We start from the raw sequence: 16,325 nt of genomic DNA, 5'->3' as shown, positions 1-16,325 counted from the left end.
TTCGCTTGTCTGTCAACGAGACAAGACACTAATTATGGAAGGATTGACGAAGTGGACAGGAAAAAAAAGATAAATCAAAAATGGATGATTCGGATTATTGCCGGATTTCTGATCATTATGGCGGCCGGCGGGGTTATTTCCAGAGCGGCAGCCTCTATGCTGGTAGCTCAGGTGGGAGTAGAGAAGGTGGGACGGGGAAAGCTGTCTTATTCTTACGATGGGAACGGTACTGTGGTGACGGTACAGCAGGACCAGTTATTTTTATGGCCTGAACAGCAGGTGGAATGGGTGGCAGATCCGGGAAGCACGGTAAAAGCGGGGGAGCGTCTGGTTCAATTCCGTAAGGAGTATCTGCAGCAGTCAATTGATAAGAAACAGGCTGAACTGAACCAGTTAGAATTGCAGGTATCACAGCAGCAGGTGTCTGCCAGGGAACCGGCGAGGGTTCCGGCAACGACAGGGGCAGGACAGACGCTTTCCGAGGCGCAGCTTGGGCTTCAGACGGCCCAGCAGAAAGCGGCGGAGGCGGAGGCAGCCTACAACCAGTTTATTAATTCGCCTGTACCGGATGGGGAAGAGGACGACGTTGCTGCGAAGAAGCAGGAGCTGGAAGCGGCACTTCAGGAAGCGAATGCAGAAGTACAGACAGCCCAGCAGGCCGTAAACCAGGCACAGAATGCTTATGAACTGGCAAGACAGGAGGATGCGGCCCAGAATACGAATGCAGCAAATGCGGCCCAGGCGGCGCTTTTGGGAGCCGAAGCAGCGCAGGTGCAGGTTGAACAGGCCAGAAAGGAGCTGGAACGGCTTTTGTCCTATCAGGCGGCAGACGGTAAGATCTGCGCAGTTTCAGATTGTACCGTATTGCAGGTTGGTGTGCAGGCCGGCGCGGTGACTACAGGCTCGGAAATCTTTGTGACTGGGAGCGGCGGTTTCCAGCTAAAGGGCATGGTCAAGGCAGAAGATAAAGAAAAATTAAAGGTCGGCGCCGAAGTGGGAGTCCAGCTTGCAGCAGGGAAGAAAAAAACCGTAAAGATTGAATCCATAGGAATGGAGACGGGAGAAACAGCAGAGGGAGGCAGCGGGGATGACACGGCAGGCCAAGGTGCTTCTTCTATGCAGACATTCTGGCGAGCGCCGCTTCCGGAGAATACAAATGTGGGAGGCGGGGAACAGTTTACCTGGAGTATTGAGACCTCATCAGAAAAAGAGTATGACCAGATTATACCGCTTAGCGCACTGCGGGAAGATGCAAATGAAGCGTACTGTCTGGTTCTTTCCGAGGAAGACCGTATGCTTGGCACGCTGCAGACTGCAAAGCGCGTTCCGGTTACTGTGTTAGAGAAAGATGCGAAAAGTGCGGCAATCACTTCCACGCTTACGAACACGGATCAGGTGATTGTATCATCTGAAAAGTATGTGGTAGAAGGAGACCGGGTAAGGCTGAAAGAGTAAAAACGGATATGCGGATGATAATTATCTATGAAAGTGATAAGAATGGGATCAATGCATTTTGTATGGAAACAGGCATAGGTGAGAGAATGAAAATAAGATGGCAGAAAATCAGAATCCTGGTGTTGATGCTGGTATTTGTCATGGTAAATATCTGGATCATAAACGGGCTTTTGCGGTTAAAGGAACAGGCAGACATGATGTCCTTATCTTATCCGGCAGGGGCAGTGACAGAAACGGCTTTTGAGCAGTGGAAAAAAAGTGAAGACAGTGAGATTTTTTCAGAAGGGGCAGTCTGGAAAGCATGTGGGGATTTCAAAGTGTTGTCCGAGGATACCGGGCACGACCAGAAAGTATCCTGCTATCAGATGAAGGGGCAGCCGGCCGCCGTCTTTGGAAAGGAGCTGGCTGTCGGAAGGTATTTTACGGAAGGAGAAAAGAATGTCTGTCTGCTTGACCAGGATACGGTTCGGCAGTTGTTTGGCTCGGATAATGTGCTGGGGTTGGAAGTCAGAATGGATGAAAAGAACTGGCAGATTGCCGGAGTGCTGAAAGGGAGTGCTCCTATCTGTGTGATTCCGGCAGAGGAAGGAGAAGTATTTGACGGGATTACGGTACGCAATAAAGAGGAGGACCAGTCTGTAAATCAGGCGGTCAGTATCATTGAAGCGCTATTTGGAAGCACTGACGGCCAGCAGATAGACGGCCAGCTGTATTATGTTCTGGATAGTCTGCTGTATTTTATGATTTTGGCAGTTTCCCTGATTGTGATTGGAATTGCGGCTTCGAGGAAAACCCGTAAGAAGCCAAAAAGGATAGAGAATGAAAAAGCGGAGGAACGGATGGGTGTCAAAGCGGCGGAGATCGGCAGGCGGTGTATCCTGCCGTGCTGTCTGGCGGCAGCGCTTGTGATAATGATAGCGGGAGTAAATGCGGCGAATCCGGGAAGCGATTACCTGCCTACCTACTGGTCGGATTTTGAATTTTTCAGCAGGCTTTTTAGGGATAAGGCAGAGCAGATACAAAGTCTTGCCGTTCATCAGGAGTTTTTTGTCTGGCAGAAGATGTTTGGCCTTTGGCGGAGGGTTATTCTGGCGGAGGTTCTTGCAGGGGCTTTGATACTGCTGGTCTGCATGGATTTCCTTTTGCACCTGCGGGTTCGCAGGAAGAAAAAGGGGAGAGGCTGGATTGCTTCACTTGGACATCAGATTAGGAGAGTAGGAATGTGTGGTGAGAGTTGTGGTAGAGTAAAATAGAAATTATTATTATTTTTTGAAAAAGTGGTGCTGAGATTGAATATTTTGGCACTGCTTAAAAAGAATGCATAGATATAGGATAAGCAGGAGCCAGAAAATGGCTCCATTTTATATGTTTAAAATAATATGGTTACTTCGATATTAAAGAGAGGGGAAAGAGATGCTTATAGTTTTAGTTTCCAACAAGTAATTATTTATCATTCAAAGATACACAGACGTTATCAATCATAGTGTCTAAGGTAACTGGACATATAGAACATGTTATAAATGAAGAGGGGGAAAATTCCTTTATATCAATTCTAAATATTTTCACTATAACTATATCTTGAATTTATAGATAGCTATCAAGCTTTAAAATTCTGACTGATTTTTGGTAACTTTCGAGCTATAATAATCAGTAATTATCATTGGAGAGTTCTATCCTTTCCCCTATCCCGTTTATGAAGTCTGTACGCAGGGTCTCGGTAGGCAGAGCTTAAATGTAGGTCGGCTATATAGGAGTCAAGTTTGACTTTCCCTTTGGGAATGGAAGGTATACGCATAAACGCGGGCACTGACATTACTTAGTTCCATCTTGACTGCGTTCCGGATATTCATGCAGTTGATCTTAATGAAAGCGAATAAAAGTAAAAACGACAACAGCATGATGAGTGCTAGGATGATGAAGATCGTGAAAGGGACATGTTTCCTCGTACATTCTGTATGATCTAATATATGGCATGCCTCTTTATTTCCAGTAATGTTCTCTGATACCTGCCTCTCCAGATTGTTCTAAAACTATTTCTGCCCGTCTGTCATTCTTCGCTTTTGTATCTCGTACTGTTTTAACACCCATATCTAATTCTCAATTTATTTCTTAGAATGTCTGAATTGTGATGTTATGCCCCATTTGTAAAATTTTAGTTTTTGGACAGTCTCCTCCTGTGAGCGGATGGTGATGGGGACAAGGTTGAACTTCCAGAAGCCGCTGAGGTGGTAGCACCGCATATGGGGAGAGTGTGCCTGCCGGTGTATGAATTATCACGATACCAATTTTAACATACGGGATCTGCGCTACAAATCGCAAAGCTGTGCCAGTTTAGGAAAGTTTTGTGCCAATGTTGTGCCCAAAATAAAAGAAATATTTACAAAGTAAAGCGAAATGCTTTTTATTACGATGGTTTTTGATACTTGCAAATGTGATAGATAAAAAACGGTATTTAATATTACGTATTGTGAATAAAAATATGTATTAAGAACATAATTTTAAATAAAACGAAAAAAGTGTTGCATTTTTTGGGAAAGGTGGTATTATATTGATAAACAATAGAAAGGATCGGCTTCCTATGAAAATACAAAGAATTGCATTGGATGGTTTTAAAAATTTGAGCAATGTTAATATTGCATTTAGCAAGATTACTTCATTGGTTGCATTGAATAATTTTGGCAAGTCTAATGTGCTATCGGGCATTGATTTTGGCATTAACTTTATGAAATATAATGAGGAGCAGAGGCAAAGTCTCATGAGATCAGATAATGCCATGCCAATCAATAAAGCTTCTCTGGATAAGGATTTTCGATATGAAATTGAAATGACTACTATAATTAGAACTGTAAAATATCGTATTATTTATGGATTTACTTTTGGCTGGTTGCGGATCAAAGAAGATGAAGCAAGTATTAAAAATGAATATCTAAAAGTAAAAATTGATGAAAAAGGGAAAAAATATAATCAACTTATCAATAGGCAGGGTCAAGAAGCCGTCTATAAGAGTTCAGAAACTGGAAGGTGCGCTACGCATACTCAGATAGGCAATATGGAGTTAGTTGTTAATAAACTGAAAGCGTTTGATCAGCTGTATTATATAGAAATTATTAAAAGATTGAATGATTTAAAGTTGTATATGGAAAACAATCTTGATCCTAAAGAATTTTATATGCCAAATCCCATTATAAGTAAAGGAAGCTCAGAATATTTTATTGATTCGCGTAGTTTGCCGAGAGTAATTGCAAAATTGAAACAAATCAATCCGGGGAAATTCGACTTGTTATTAGATGCCTATAAAAGCTTATTTCCTGACATTGAGGATGTAATTGTTAAGGAAATTCAGATTTCCAGTGAAGGAGCTATAGTTGTACCTGATGATGTACCTTTTATAGTTTCGGATAGTATATATTTGTTGTTTGTTCGGGATAAGAATTTATGTAGGCTTATTGACTTTGAAGCAATGTCTGATGGAGCGAAAAGGGTATTTATGATTTTGACCAAAATCATAATGGCAAGTTTAGAGGAAAGAAATATATCTTTGATTGCTATTGAAGAACCTGAGAATTCCATTCATCCATCTTTATTCAGGACATACTTACAGATAATTTCCGATTTGTTAGAAGACTGCAAAGTAATAATTACTAGCCATTCTCCATATATAATTAGTTTTATGGATTTAGAGAGCATTTATGTAGGCATAAACCGGGACGGTGGGATGGTCAAATTTCATGGATTTAAAAAGAACAAAGAGAAAATGCTTGAGGATGACGCAGATTCTTTTGACATGGGTATGGGAGATTATATTTTCTCTATGTTGACCGATAACGAAAGCCGAATTGAAGAATATCTGGAGTGTGATGCATTTGAATAAGTGCTTGGTATTGTTTGTTGAGGGACAAACAGAGGTGGAGTTTTATAAAGCTCTTATAAAATACATAAGAGAATGTCATGTAGATAAAAAGCTCGAACATAAAGTGATTTATAGAAGTATAGATGGAATAGGCGGATACAAAAAAGAAGTAAATCGTATTTTTTTGAAAGAGGTTAAGCCTAAAGTAGAAGGATATCAAATAACAGTTGCTGTATGCTATGATACAGATGTATTTGGTTATGTACAAAGGCCCAAAATTAACTGGAAGGAGGTGGAAAAGCTTTTAATTGATGATGGGGCACATAAAGTGATCCACATTAAGGCCGAAAAATCAATAGAGGATTGGTTCCTAATTGATAAGGAGGGCATAAAGCGATTTTTAAAACTAAGTCCCGATATAGAACCTCAAGGTTCTAATGGATATGAGAAATTGAAGTATTTATTTAAAAAGGCAAATAAGATATATGCCAAAAAGGGGCGTGAAGTCAACGGTCTTGTCCAGGCTTTGGATATTGGCCTGATTAGCAGAGAGGTAATGAAGGGTTTGGAGTTACTGTATAAAGAGTTGGGGGTGTGAGGAGGTGGTATAAGCAAAAAATGATGAAAGATTGGAAAGAGAGAACTGTGGCAATTAAAATAGCTGAAGCGGCCAACTTCAGCTAGAAAATTGTTAATGACCATGGATGATGATCACTAAATGTACAAAAGTTATTTTATCATCTATCATTCTTGATTTCAATCCGAAACAGAAGTTCGACCAATTCCCAATCAGGTCATTGTTGGTTTTTATAGATTTTGTATCTGCAGTAAAAGGACTGCTTTATTAAATGTGGCTGAAATTAGGAGGAAAATGATGAAGTTAAAAGTCTCTAAGGAATCAAATACAGGATTAAACACGGAATTTGTGAATATTGAATCCGGAAGAAAGATAAAGCTTGAACAGGCTATTCGGCAGGTGGAGAAAGGGAACTCCGGTTATCAGAATTATGTGGCAGTCAGGAATCCCAATGGAACAACGTACCTGCGGTCAAAGCCGAACGGAAGTCTAAAAGATAATATTGAATAGTGGGAGGAATATGGATGATCAATAGAAAACAAAGAGAAAAAGATATATTAAAATTGATTGAGGGGTTGGATATTCCCCAAAGTTTATACGTAAAGGCGATTGAACATTACAATGCAGTTGCGGCGTTTTTGCATGAACAAGGAATAGAGTCTGATATTTATCCACAAGGCTCCTACAGCTTGGGTACAGTAGTAAGACCATATAAAGAAAGTGAAGATGCGGCATATGATTTGGATGCCGTTTGCGAGATTAATATAAATAAAAGCGATACGACAGCGGAAGAAATAAAAAAGATGGTCGGAGATGCCTTAAAATCAGATGGAACTTATCGGAAAATGCTTCAAGAAGAATGGGACAAGTGTTGGACGTTAGAATATGCCGATGTAAATGGAATTGGTTTCAGCGTGGATATTGTGCCAGCTGTAGCTGAAAATGACATTATATTAAAGAATACTCTGGTGACGGAAGGGGTAGATTTCTCGGTATATGATTCCCAGATTGCAATCACACATAAAGATGGAGAAAAATATACATGGAAAACCAGCAATCCCAAGGCTTATCAAAACTGGTTTAAGGAGCTCAATGAAAGTTTTGTTAAAGCAGAAAGGCAAAGACTGGCTAAAAGGCGTGATGGAAGATTATATGTATTAAATGAGGGAACAGTAGAAAAAATACCAGAAATTCAGGAGCGGTCAGCCTTGCAGCGAGTTATTCAAATTGTTAAATACCATGCAGATGTTTACTATACAAAAGGAAATATAAAAGAGTATAAATCAGCGTCTGTAATAGTAACAACACTAATTGCACTTTTAGCACAGGAGGCAGATCCATCCTTAGAAGTATTTCCATTGTTGAGTTATATTGTAGGGCAGTTGGAGATATATGGTGAAAACCTTTCGTTAACCGAGAGTGCGTTTTCAAAACGGTATGAGAATAAAAATGTAATAAGGCGTATTGGGGGGCAATGGGTGTTGCGGAATCCATTGAATCCAAGTGAGAACCTTGTTGATTCATGGAATCAGGAGCCGTGCAAAGCCCAATATTTTTTCCAATGGATTAGAATGTTGAAAAAAGACTATTTAACTTCGTTAGATACGGAAGATGAGAAGTTTGTGGCCGTTCTGGAAAATAATTTTGGAAAAGATTATCTACAGAAAAGTTTGAATATGGGTGTTTATGCAAGAAAAGAGCCCGCTAATATCAATGTGGCATCCAAGCCATATAGGAGATGATATGGGAATGACAGAAAGGGAAATTCAGGATATGCTAAATGTGTATCCTGAATTAACCTATCAAAGAAAGCAAGGAGAGGATATTTTTCAGGGAAATATCGAAATTTACCATAACGAGACAAATTCAAATGTTATCCTTACAGGTGAATTTGGAATAAAAATAGTTATTGATGACGAGTATCCCGAAAAGATACCTATTGTGTATGATGTAAATGATTCAATAAAATCTGATTACATACACAGATATTCTGATGGCGAGTTGTGTTTAGAGTCTGGTATTCGTTTACGTCTTTTTGCCAGAAAACACTCACAAAAAGAATTTATTAATTTTTCTTAATAAATTATTTGTGTTCTTATCTATATTATGACAGGTATTTAATGTACCCAAACGGGGAAAGACCACATGGATTTTGGGGTGAGTATGATTTTTGCTAGAATATTTTAATCTTACAATAGATAAAGTGATTCCCATATTAAGATATATTTTATTTCATGGAATAAAGAGAAATGATTTATGTCCGTGTGGAAGTGGTAGAGTTATTAAACGGTGTCATGGTAAAAAGATGATTGAACTTGCAAATGGAATAAAGAAAGCAGGAGTAGAAGAAATTTATTTTGAGTTATTGAATTATTTGAAGGAGAAATGTGAATGAAGGATACTATTTTTGAAAGGCAAAATGATGATGAGGTATTAGATTTACTATATTCTCAAAGAGTCTCATATGATCATGCGGAAATATTCAATAGGATAGGTTGGACAATGACATTGTTGTTGCTGTTTTTAGCAGTAGGAAAGTTGTTTGTCCCATTTTTAGAACACTCATCCGGTATAGTTGAAATCATAGTGGCAGTTGGAATTTTCGCAGTGGATTATAAAACGAAGATGTTGATAACTTGGGGAGCAGAAACTAAAGGGCTTATAGATAATATTTTGTTTGGCTTCCCGATTCAGAATAAGGAAAAACTTATTGAATATGCCATTAAAATAAAAAATAAAAATAAAGAAGATTATAAACTACAAACAACACATAAAGGAGATGACATTATAAGAGGAGTACGGGACTGGTATACAGAATATAGTTCCGATGATCATTACAAGGTCATTTTAAACTGTCAAAAAGAAAATGTTTGGTGGAATGTAAAGCTGGTAAGCTACTATAAAAAAATTGTTATTAGCTTTATCGGCATTTCAGTTTTGCTTGTAGCTTCGTTTATATCCTATCTTGCCATAAAAATAGACTTTGCTTGGAGTCTAATAATATTGGGGAGTACAATCTTTATACGGAGTATAGAGCAAATGATTGCAATAACAATATATACTAAAGCGATGGAGCATGCAAGTGCAAAAATAGAGTTGATTGAGGCTGATAGTAATAATTTAAACTTGGAATCCTTGTTGTCGTTACAAAAAGATATTGAAGAGAACAGAAAATCAGGATTTCTGGTTCCCAGTTGGGTCCATTATATGTACTCTAAGCATCTTCACAAAGAAAAGAAGGAAATAAATGAACGCATGGTGGGATAATATTAAACTGCAATGTCTTTGGCAGATATGCTACCGTAAAATGGACAATCCCTTCCGCCTACAAACAATAGCTCGTTCCATGTTTTGTTGAATTTGATATTCGACCTAAAGAAGAAGTACCCATAAACAATCCATATCTTGGCGACATATAAAAAGAATGGCGTCTATACAGTAAGTCTGTTATAACGATATGCAAAAACCGCCCTTCTATCTGCAAAAAAGGGACAGTTTATTGTAATGTGGGTATACAGATGATAACATCAAAAGGATAACGTTAAGGGAAGGTGTGAATATAATGAAACAGATTTTACTGACGGAAGATGATTTAAGTTTAATTAGCGGACTTTCTTTTGCAGTCAAAAAGGAAGGGTATGGGATAGATGTTGCCCGCACAAGCCTGGAAGCTGATACGCTCTGGGCTGATGGGAAATATGACCTGGTTATTCTGGATGTCTCCCTCCCTGACGGTTCCGGTTTTGATTTGTGCAAAAAGATGCGTCTGACTTCCAGGGTTCCGATTATGTTTTTAACTGCTGCGGATGATGAGACGGATATTGTCATGGGGCTTGATATCGGCGGGGATGATTATATCACGAAACCATTTAAGCTGGCTGTGTTCTTGTCAAGGGTGAATGCCCTGCTCCGCAGAAGCGGCAACTTTGCTCAGGAGAAATCGGAGCTTAGTTCCAATGATATCAAGGTGGAACGCATAAAAGGAGAAGTTTATAAAAGAGACGAACAGCTTGACCTTACGGCAAGTGAATATAAACTGCTGTGCCTGTTTATGGAAAATCCTGGCATTGTACTTTCACCGGAGCAGATTTTAAACAGGCTGTGGGATTGTGATGAAAACTATATAGACAATAATACGCTTACGTCCTATATACGGAGACTTCGTATAAAGATAGAGGATGATCCCGGAAAGCCGGAAAGAATTGTAACCGTCCGCCGTATGGGTTATAAATGGAATCCGGCGGAGGGAGGCATGGAATCCAGGAAGATGTAAAGGAAACATCTTGTAGAGGTGTATTATGAAGATACTGGCAAATCAAAAAATAAAAGCGCTGTTCTGTAAAATTCTTCTATATATAATAGGGTTTTCAGTGTTTTTTATTGTTTTCATGCAACTTGGAATCACACTGGCAGCTCTCTACATTGGAATTGGCGCTTGCGTTATGGGATTCCTGATCATATTGGCATGCTATGGATATTTTAAAGAACAGAATGAGGTTATGGAGAAGGCAGTGTGGCAGATCAGGGAATATATTTCCGGCAGCAAAGACGCACGTATCGAATGTTATGATGAGGGAGAACTATACAGGCTGTTTCATGAAGTGAATTCTTTGGTTTCTATCCTGAACGCACATATTGAGAAGGAAGGGAAAGAGAAGGAGTTCTTGAGAAATACGATATCGGATATTTCTCATCAGTTAAAGACTCCCCTGGCAGCCTTAAATATTTATAACGGGATTTTGCAGGGAGAGGCGGAAAATCTGCCTACGATTAAAGAGTTTGCCGATCTTTCCGAGCAGGAACTGGAAAGGATTGAAACATTGGTACAGAATCTGTTAAAGATTTCAAAATTTGATGCGGGTACAATTGTAATGGAGAGGAAAACGGAAAATATATCTGAGATGATGGAACGTATCAAAAAGAGTTTCCGTTTTCGTGCCGGACAGGAAGAAAAAGAGATTATTCTATCTGGAGATGAATCTACAGACTTTGTCTGTGACCGTAACTGGCTGATGGAGGCAGTGATAAATATTGTAAAAAATGCTTTGGACCATACGGAAAAGGGAGGTTTTGTCTGGATTGAGTGGAAGATGTCAGCGTCTTCGCTGCAGATTGCCATAAAGGATAACGGGACTGGAATCCATCCGGAGGATCTGTATTATATTTTTAAGAGGTTTTACAGAAGTCGGTATTCCAAGGATACACAGGGAATTGGTCTTGGCCTGCCTCTTGCAAAATCTATTATTGAAGCGCATGGGGGCAGTATTGCAGCTGACAGCGGATTAGGGGCCGGCTCGGCATTTTATATAAATTTTCCTACTCTCTGAAAGTTTCTTGATATTTTCGTGCTAAAATAGAGATCTATCAAACATTTGGAGGAAATCAGATGCGATATAAGATACTGATTGTGGACGATGAACCGGGAATCACCGACATGATAAGAGAGTATTTTGAGCCGGAGTATGAAGTGTATACCGCTGACAGCGGCGAGGAAGCGATAAAAAAACTGTCTGTGAAGCCGGATTTGATTCTTCTTGATATCAATATGCCAAAGATGGACGGCCTGGAGGTCTGCCGGAAAATCCGCGGATTTGTCACCTGCCCCATTCTGTTTCTGACTGCAAGGGTGGAATCTCCGGATAAGATTACCGGCTTTCAGGCAGGGGCGGATGACTATATTGTAAAGCCCTTTGAACTGGATGAGCTTGGCGCGCGGGTGGCGGCGCATTTGCGCAGGGAGCAGCGCACGCTGGATAACCGGGCGGCCGGCAGGGCAGTTCGTTTTTTCGGCGAACTGGCGGTTGATTATGGGACCCGAAGTGTGTCGGTAAACGGAAATCCGGTTTTGCTGACGAAAAGAGAGTTTGACATCCTGGAACTGCTCTCTAAGAATATGGGACAGGTATTTGACCGGGAACGGATCTATGACATGATCTGGGGGATTGACGGGGAAGGAAACAGCGGCACTGTGATGGAGCATATCCGCAAGCTCAGGGCAAAACTGGCCGAGCATACGCTTCACAGCTATATTGAGACAGTCTGGGGGTGCGGATATAAATGGAACGCCTGAAAAAAATGGGTCTAAAGAGAGCGTTTTTTGTGCTGTCTTCCCTCTGTGTCGTTCTTTCGCTGTGTCTCCTTTTACTGCTTTTCGTGTGCTGTGAGAAAGTCCGGAACAATTACCCGTCCGGGGGAATTGAATTCAGGGCGGATGGAACGAATGTACTGCTTCAGCAGCCGACAAAGGGGCAGCGGAGAATCCTGCGCATGATAGACGGCTTTCAGCTTTTTGCATGTATCTTGCTGCCTGCCGGCGGAATCGGGACTGCAGGGCTTCTGTTTTACCGTATCAAGCTGAAAACGCCGATTTCTGTCCTGAAGATGGGGACGGAGCGTATCCTGAATCGGGATCTGGATTTTTCCATTCCGGATATTTCAGAGGATGAACTGGGGCAGATCTGCAGAGGATTTGAGATTATGCGGGCAGAACTCCTTCAGGCGAACCAGGAATTGTGGGAGCAGGCGGAAGACAGAAAGAGGCTGAATGTCGCATTTTCCCACGACCTGTGCAATCCGGTTGCTGTTTTAAAAGGAACGGTTAAGCTGATACAGCAGGGGAAAGGCGACCAGAGAACCTTTGACAGGCTTGCGGGTTATACGCTGCGTATCGAGAATTATGTTGAGGCGATGAGCAGTATCCAGAGAATGGAACAGCTTCCGGTTCGGGCCGTAGAATGTACCTATTCCATGCTTGAGACAGAACTGGCGGATACGATAAAGTTTCTTGCTCCGGCATTAGAATCTACGGTTACGGTGGAGCCCAGAGGAAGTACCCGGCTGGATTATGAGATTTTCCTGAATGCTGCCGAGAATCTGATCAGTAATGGGGCGCGGTTTGCTGTGAAAAAACTGTCTGTACTGCTAAGGGAGAAGGATGGCAGAGTCGTTTTGACGGTCATGGATGACGGCCCCGGATTCCCTCTGAAAATGCTTCGGGAGGGTCCGAAACCTTTCGGAAAAAAATGAACGAGGAGGCGGAACATTTTGGAATGGGATTATATAGTACCCATGTTCTTTGCCTGAAACATGGAGGGACGCTTAAATTAGAAAATCCGGCAGGCGGAGGAGCAGCGGCAGCCGCTTCGTTTAGAATTATTTGACAATTTTATAATCTTGAACGTTTCTTGAGATTTATGAGTTACACTCTTCTTATCCGGATATCCAATGGTTTACATTCCATTACGGACATTTGGCCGTTTTACAAAATATAAGGAGAGTGTTTTTATGATCATTGAGGCAAGAGAACTATCGAAAATCTATGGCAGCGGGGAGAGCCGCGTGGTAGCGCTCGACAAGGCAGACCTTAAAATCGGGCAGGGGGATTTCCTTTCTATTACAGGCCCTTCGGGTAGCGGGAAGAGTACGCTGCTTCACCTGCTGTCCGGTCTGGACCGTCCCACATCAGGGCTGCTTTCCTATGGCGGCAGGGATATTTACAGTTTCCATGATAAGGAGCTTTCCGCTTTCCGGCGCAGGCGTATCGGATTTATCTTCCAGCAGTTTAACCTCCTTCCGGTTCTGACGGCCAGGGAAAATATCATCATGCCGCTTCTATTGGATAAAAAGCAGCCGGATGAAGCTTACCTTAGGAAGCTTACAGAACTTCTGGGAATCCAGAAGCGGCTGAATCATCTGCCCCATGAGCTTTCCGGAGGGCAGCAGCAGCGTGTGGCCATTGCCCGTGCCTTAGCGGCACAGCCGGACATTATTTTTGCGGACGAGCCGACGGGAAATCTTGACAGCAAAAGCGGCGGCGAGGTGATGGAGCTTCTTTGCAATATCAGAAGGGAGCTGGACAAAACGCTGGTGGTCATTACCCATGACATCCGGATTGCGAAGATGGCTGACAGGCAGTTTGTAATCGTGGATGGAATCCTTTCAGAGACAGGAAGCGGGGTGGAAGTATGAAGTCCTACAGAACTTTGGCATGGAGGGAGCTGTGTGCACAGAAGGTTACTTCCATATTAATACTGATTGCGGTGGTTCTCTCTACAGTCATAACAACCGTAATCGGCCAGTCGATTGGGATTCTGAATGCGATGAAGGAGCAGCAGGCAGACGCCCTTGCAGGGAAAAAGTATGGCTCTTTCGTGCAGCTTGCAGAAGAGCAGCTTGCAGAAGTGAAATCCGATTCCCGTTTTTCCTATGTCGGAGCGGCCATTGACCTTGGGACAATCCAGTTGAACAGCCAGCTAAAGCTTAGCCTTGTAGAATATCTGAACCATAGTTATGAGATGTATCCGGCTTTTACAGAGCTTCTGGAAGGACGGCTTCCGGAACATCCAATGGAGATTGCACTGTCAGAGGATGTGTTAAGGTTTCTTGGCTTTCAGGGAAAATCCGGAGATCGGATTTCCCTGACGGCTTCTAAATCGTGGCGGCATGGGATTCTGCCTGCAGTGGATTATACGGAGGAATTTACCCTTACAGGAATCACGAAGAGCAACTATGTAGCCTATACTTATGGCATGCTCCCTGGTATTGTGGGGGAGGGGACGGCTTCCCGGCTGTTCCCGTCAGAGCAGATATATTATGTGGCGGATTTCTGTACCGCGGATAAGAAGACTATGCAGAGTACGGTGGAGGATGTGGCAGAGAACCTGCAGATTCCTGAACTGGATGTGACCTACAATATCGTCTATCTTTCGGCAGTGGGCATCCCCTATGAGAATCCGGAAGGAGGCGGGGAGGATGGAATGGACGTTTCCTTCCTTAGGATTGCGGGTATCATGGTAGGCGGCCTTGTGCTTCTGGCATCAGGGCTTGTGATTTACAATGTGCTGAAAATTTCCGTGTCAAAGCGCATGAAAGAATACGGCGTGCTACGCGCCATCGGAGGCGGGAAAGATCAGCTCTGGGTGATAGTTTTCCTGCAGATATTGCTTTTGTGTGCAGCCGGAATCCCGGTTGGGATACTGGCAGGATATTTTTCAGCAGAAAGTATCTTTTCGATGGCAACGAGCTTTGTGTCCCCGGAGCTCTTTATGGTAAATGATACTGCGGGATTAAAGGAGCTTATCCGGGAAAACAGCGCAGGGAAGCCACTGTTTCTTGCCGCCAGTGCATTTCTCACCGTGTTCTTTGCATTTGCCGCGGCAGTACCGGCGGTCCGGTATGCGGGGAAGGTGGCGCCGACTGTAGCCATGTCAGGCGGGAATACGAAGATCCGGCGCAGAAACCGCAGGACAAAAAGGATTAAGAATTTTGCGGCTTATTATGCCCGGCTGAATCTGAGGCGGAGCCCCGGACGGACGGCCATTACAATCCTGTCTCTTGTGATGAGTATTTCGGTGTTTATTGCCCTGCAGAGCTTTACTTCGCTTTTAAATGCTGCCAGTCTTATGGAAGAAATGCGTCTTGGGGATTATTCGATTATCAATGAGACGGCCGGCTTTACAGAAAAAGATTTAGATGAGTTATCTCAAAATGATGCTGTTGAATCTGTTGCGGCAATCCAGTTTTCTCTTTATGATACGGAAGAACTGGTTGCCGGGATGTCTCCGGGATTTGAATTGAAGCCGGGGGAGACCCTGCAGGTTGTAGGGTTCAATGAAATGTATATGGACGCTTATACGGAAGGGAAGCTTTCAGAAGAAGAGTTTCAGCGTCTGATGGCAGGAGAGGGCTGTGTGATAAAGAATCCGTTTCCGGTAGTTTATGAGGGGGAGGAGTTGGAACATTCAGAATTTGCCGCAGGCGATACAGTTTCCATAAAGGGAAGGGAGCTTCCGGTCATGGCTGCATTTGACGGGACGGATGGATTTGCGGGAATCGGGAATCAGGGATTTACAAATGGCGTGCAGGTGATTGTATCTGACCGGATTTATTCGGAACTGACGGGAAAGAGCGAGTATCAGGAAATGCTCCCGACGCTGAAGGAGACGGCGGACAGGAATTTATTTGACCGGACGGTGGAGGAATTATGCCGGGAAATTCCGGGCACGACTTATCTTTCCTATGAGGATACGGACCGGCAGCTTGAGGAGAGCTATGAGCAGATCCGGCTGCTGGCATGGGGGCTGATTTTGTTTGTAGGTCTGATTGGCCTTTTGAATATCGTGAATACGGTGTATACGAATATCCATACCAGGGTGACGGAGATTGGGATGCAGAGGGCAATCGGCATGAGCCATGGGGCATTATATCAGACATTCCTGTGGGAAGGGGCGTATTATGGAATCATTGCTGCTGTGATTGGGGGTGTGACTGGGTATATCTGCACGATTTTTGTGGAAGCTGCCCGTACAGATACCATCCAGCTGGTCTCGATTCCTGTAGTTTCCCTGGCGGGAGGCGGCCGTAATGTCTGTGCTTGCCTGCCTGATTGCAACGTGCATACCATTGAGGCGGATTGCGAATATGAGTATTGTGGATTCGATTGAA

15 protein-coding genes are annotated in these 16,325 nt (G+C 42.7%); all 15 read left to right on the top strand.

Going from position 1 to position 16,325, the window contains the following annotated elements; genetic code table 11:
• Window positions 1-84: 84 nt before the first annotated feature.
• The 15 genes from GN277_RS28820 (at window position 85) to GN277_RS28750 (ending at window position 16,324) form a co-directional block, all read left to right on the top strand.
• On the top strand, window positions 85-1,455 hold the full coding sequence (locus GN277_RS28820) for an HlyD family secretion protein (RefSeq protein ID WP_159757842.1): 1,371 nt from the start codon (window positions 85-87) through the stop codon (window positions 1,453-1,455).
• A gap of 8 nt (window positions 1,456-1,463) precedes the next feature.
• Window positions 1,464-2,708: an ABC transporter permease gene (locus tag GN277_RS28815; RefSeq protein ID WP_159757839.1), complete on the top strand. Its 1,245-nt coding sequence runs from the start codon at window positions 1,464-1,466 to the stop codon at window positions 2,706-2,708.
• Between the two features lie 1,325 nt (window positions 2,709-4,033).
• The gene (locus tag GN277_RS28810; RefSeq protein ID WP_159757836.1) at window positions 4,034-5,326 is read left to right on the top strand and encodes an AAA family ATPase; all 1,293 of its coding nucleotides are present in this window, start codon (window positions 4,034-4,036) and stop codon (window positions 5,324-5,326) included.
• Window positions 5,292-5,903, top strand: coding sequence for a DUF4276 family protein (locus tag GN277_RS28805; RefSeq protein ID WP_244325033.1), 612 nt, complete (start codon window positions 5,292-5,294; stop codon window positions 5,901-5,903). The genes GN277_RS28810 and GN277_RS28805 overlap by 35 nt, the downstream gene beginning before the upstream one ends.
• Before the next feature lie 273 nt (window positions 5,904-6,176).
• A complete protein-coding gene (locus GN277_RS28800) occupies window positions 6,177-6,392 on the top strand; it encodes a DUF3892 domain-containing protein (RefSeq protein ID WP_159757833.1) in 216 nt (71 codons plus the stop codon).
• A 14-nt stretch (window positions 6,393-6,406) separates the two neighbouring features.
• The gene (locus tag GN277_RS28795) at window positions 6,407-7,624 is read left to right on the top strand and encodes a nucleotidyltransferase domain-containing protein (protein ID WP_159757830.1); all 1,218 of its coding nucleotides are present in this window, start codon (window positions 6,407-6,409) and stop codon (window positions 7,622-7,624) included.
• 1 nt (window position 7,625) lies between these two features.
• The gene (locus GN277_RS28790) at window positions 7,626-7,961 is read left to right on the top strand and encodes a hypothetical protein (protein WP_159757827.1); all 336 of its coding nucleotides are present in this window, start codon (window positions 7,626-7,628) and stop codon (window positions 7,959-7,961) included.
• A gap of 91 nt (window positions 7,962-8,052) precedes the next feature.
• Window positions 8,053-8,277 carry a YecA family protein gene (locus GN277_RS28785; protein WP_159757824.1) on the top strand — a complete coding sequence of 75 codons (225 nt, stop codon included), beginning with the start codon at window positions 8,053-8,055 and terminating at the stop codon, window positions 8,275-8,277.
• Window positions 8,274-9,149 (top strand): S-4TM family putative pore-forming effector, encoded by an 876-nt coding sequence (locus GN277_RS28780; protein WP_159757821.1) that lies wholly within the window; start codon window positions 8,274-8,276, stop codon window positions 9,147-9,149. The genes GN277_RS28785 and GN277_RS28780 overlap by 4 nt, the downstream gene beginning before the upstream one ends.
• Window positions 9,150-9,444: 295 nt before the next feature.
• Window positions 9,445-10,155: a response regulator transcription factor gene (locus GN277_RS28775; RefSeq protein ID WP_159757818.1), complete on the top strand. Its 711-nt coding sequence runs from the start codon at window positions 9,445-9,447 to the stop codon at window positions 10,153-10,155.
• Window positions 10,156-10,180: 25 nt separating this feature from the next.
• A complete protein-coding gene (locus GN277_RS28770; RefSeq protein WP_159757815.1) occupies window positions 10,181-11,209 on the top strand; it encodes a sensor histidine kinase in 1,029 nt (342 codons plus the stop codon).
• A gap of 59 nt (window positions 11,210-11,268) precedes the next feature.
• Window positions 11,269-11,952, top strand: a complete 684-nt coding sequence (locus GN277_RS28765) for a response regulator transcription factor (protein ID WP_016220681.1) — start codon at window positions 11,269-11,271, stop codon at window positions 11,950-11,952.
• On the top strand, window positions 11,940-12,908 hold the full coding sequence (locus tag GN277_RS28760; RefSeq protein ID WP_244325032.1) for a histidine kinase: 969 nt from the start codon (window positions 11,940-11,942) through the stop codon (window positions 12,906-12,908). The genes GN277_RS28765 and GN277_RS28760 overlap by 13 nt, the downstream gene beginning before the upstream one ends.
• A gap of 258 nt (window positions 12,909-13,166) precedes the next feature.
• Window positions 13,167-13,850: an ABC transporter ATP-binding protein gene (locus tag GN277_RS28755; RefSeq protein ID WP_159757812.1), complete on the top strand. Its 684-nt coding sequence runs from the start codon at window positions 13,167-13,169 to the stop codon at window positions 13,848-13,850.
• Entirely contained in the window at window positions 13,847-16,324 is a 2,478-nt protein-coding gene (locus GN277_RS28750; protein ID WP_244325031.1) for an ABC transporter permease, read from the top strand. Before GN277_RS28755 ends, GN277_RS28750 begins: the two co-directional genes overlap by 4 nt.
• Window position 16,325 lies beyond the last annotated feature (1 nt).

This window comes from Sporofaciens musculi (assembly GCF_009830285.1).
GTDB classification, from domain to species: Bacteria; Bacillota; Clostridia; order Lachnospirales; family Lachnospiraceae; genus Sporofaciens; species Sporofaciens musculi.
The sequence above is the reverse complement of the archived record's forward strand: the minus strand, read 5'-3'. Positions and strand labels throughout refer to the sequence as shown.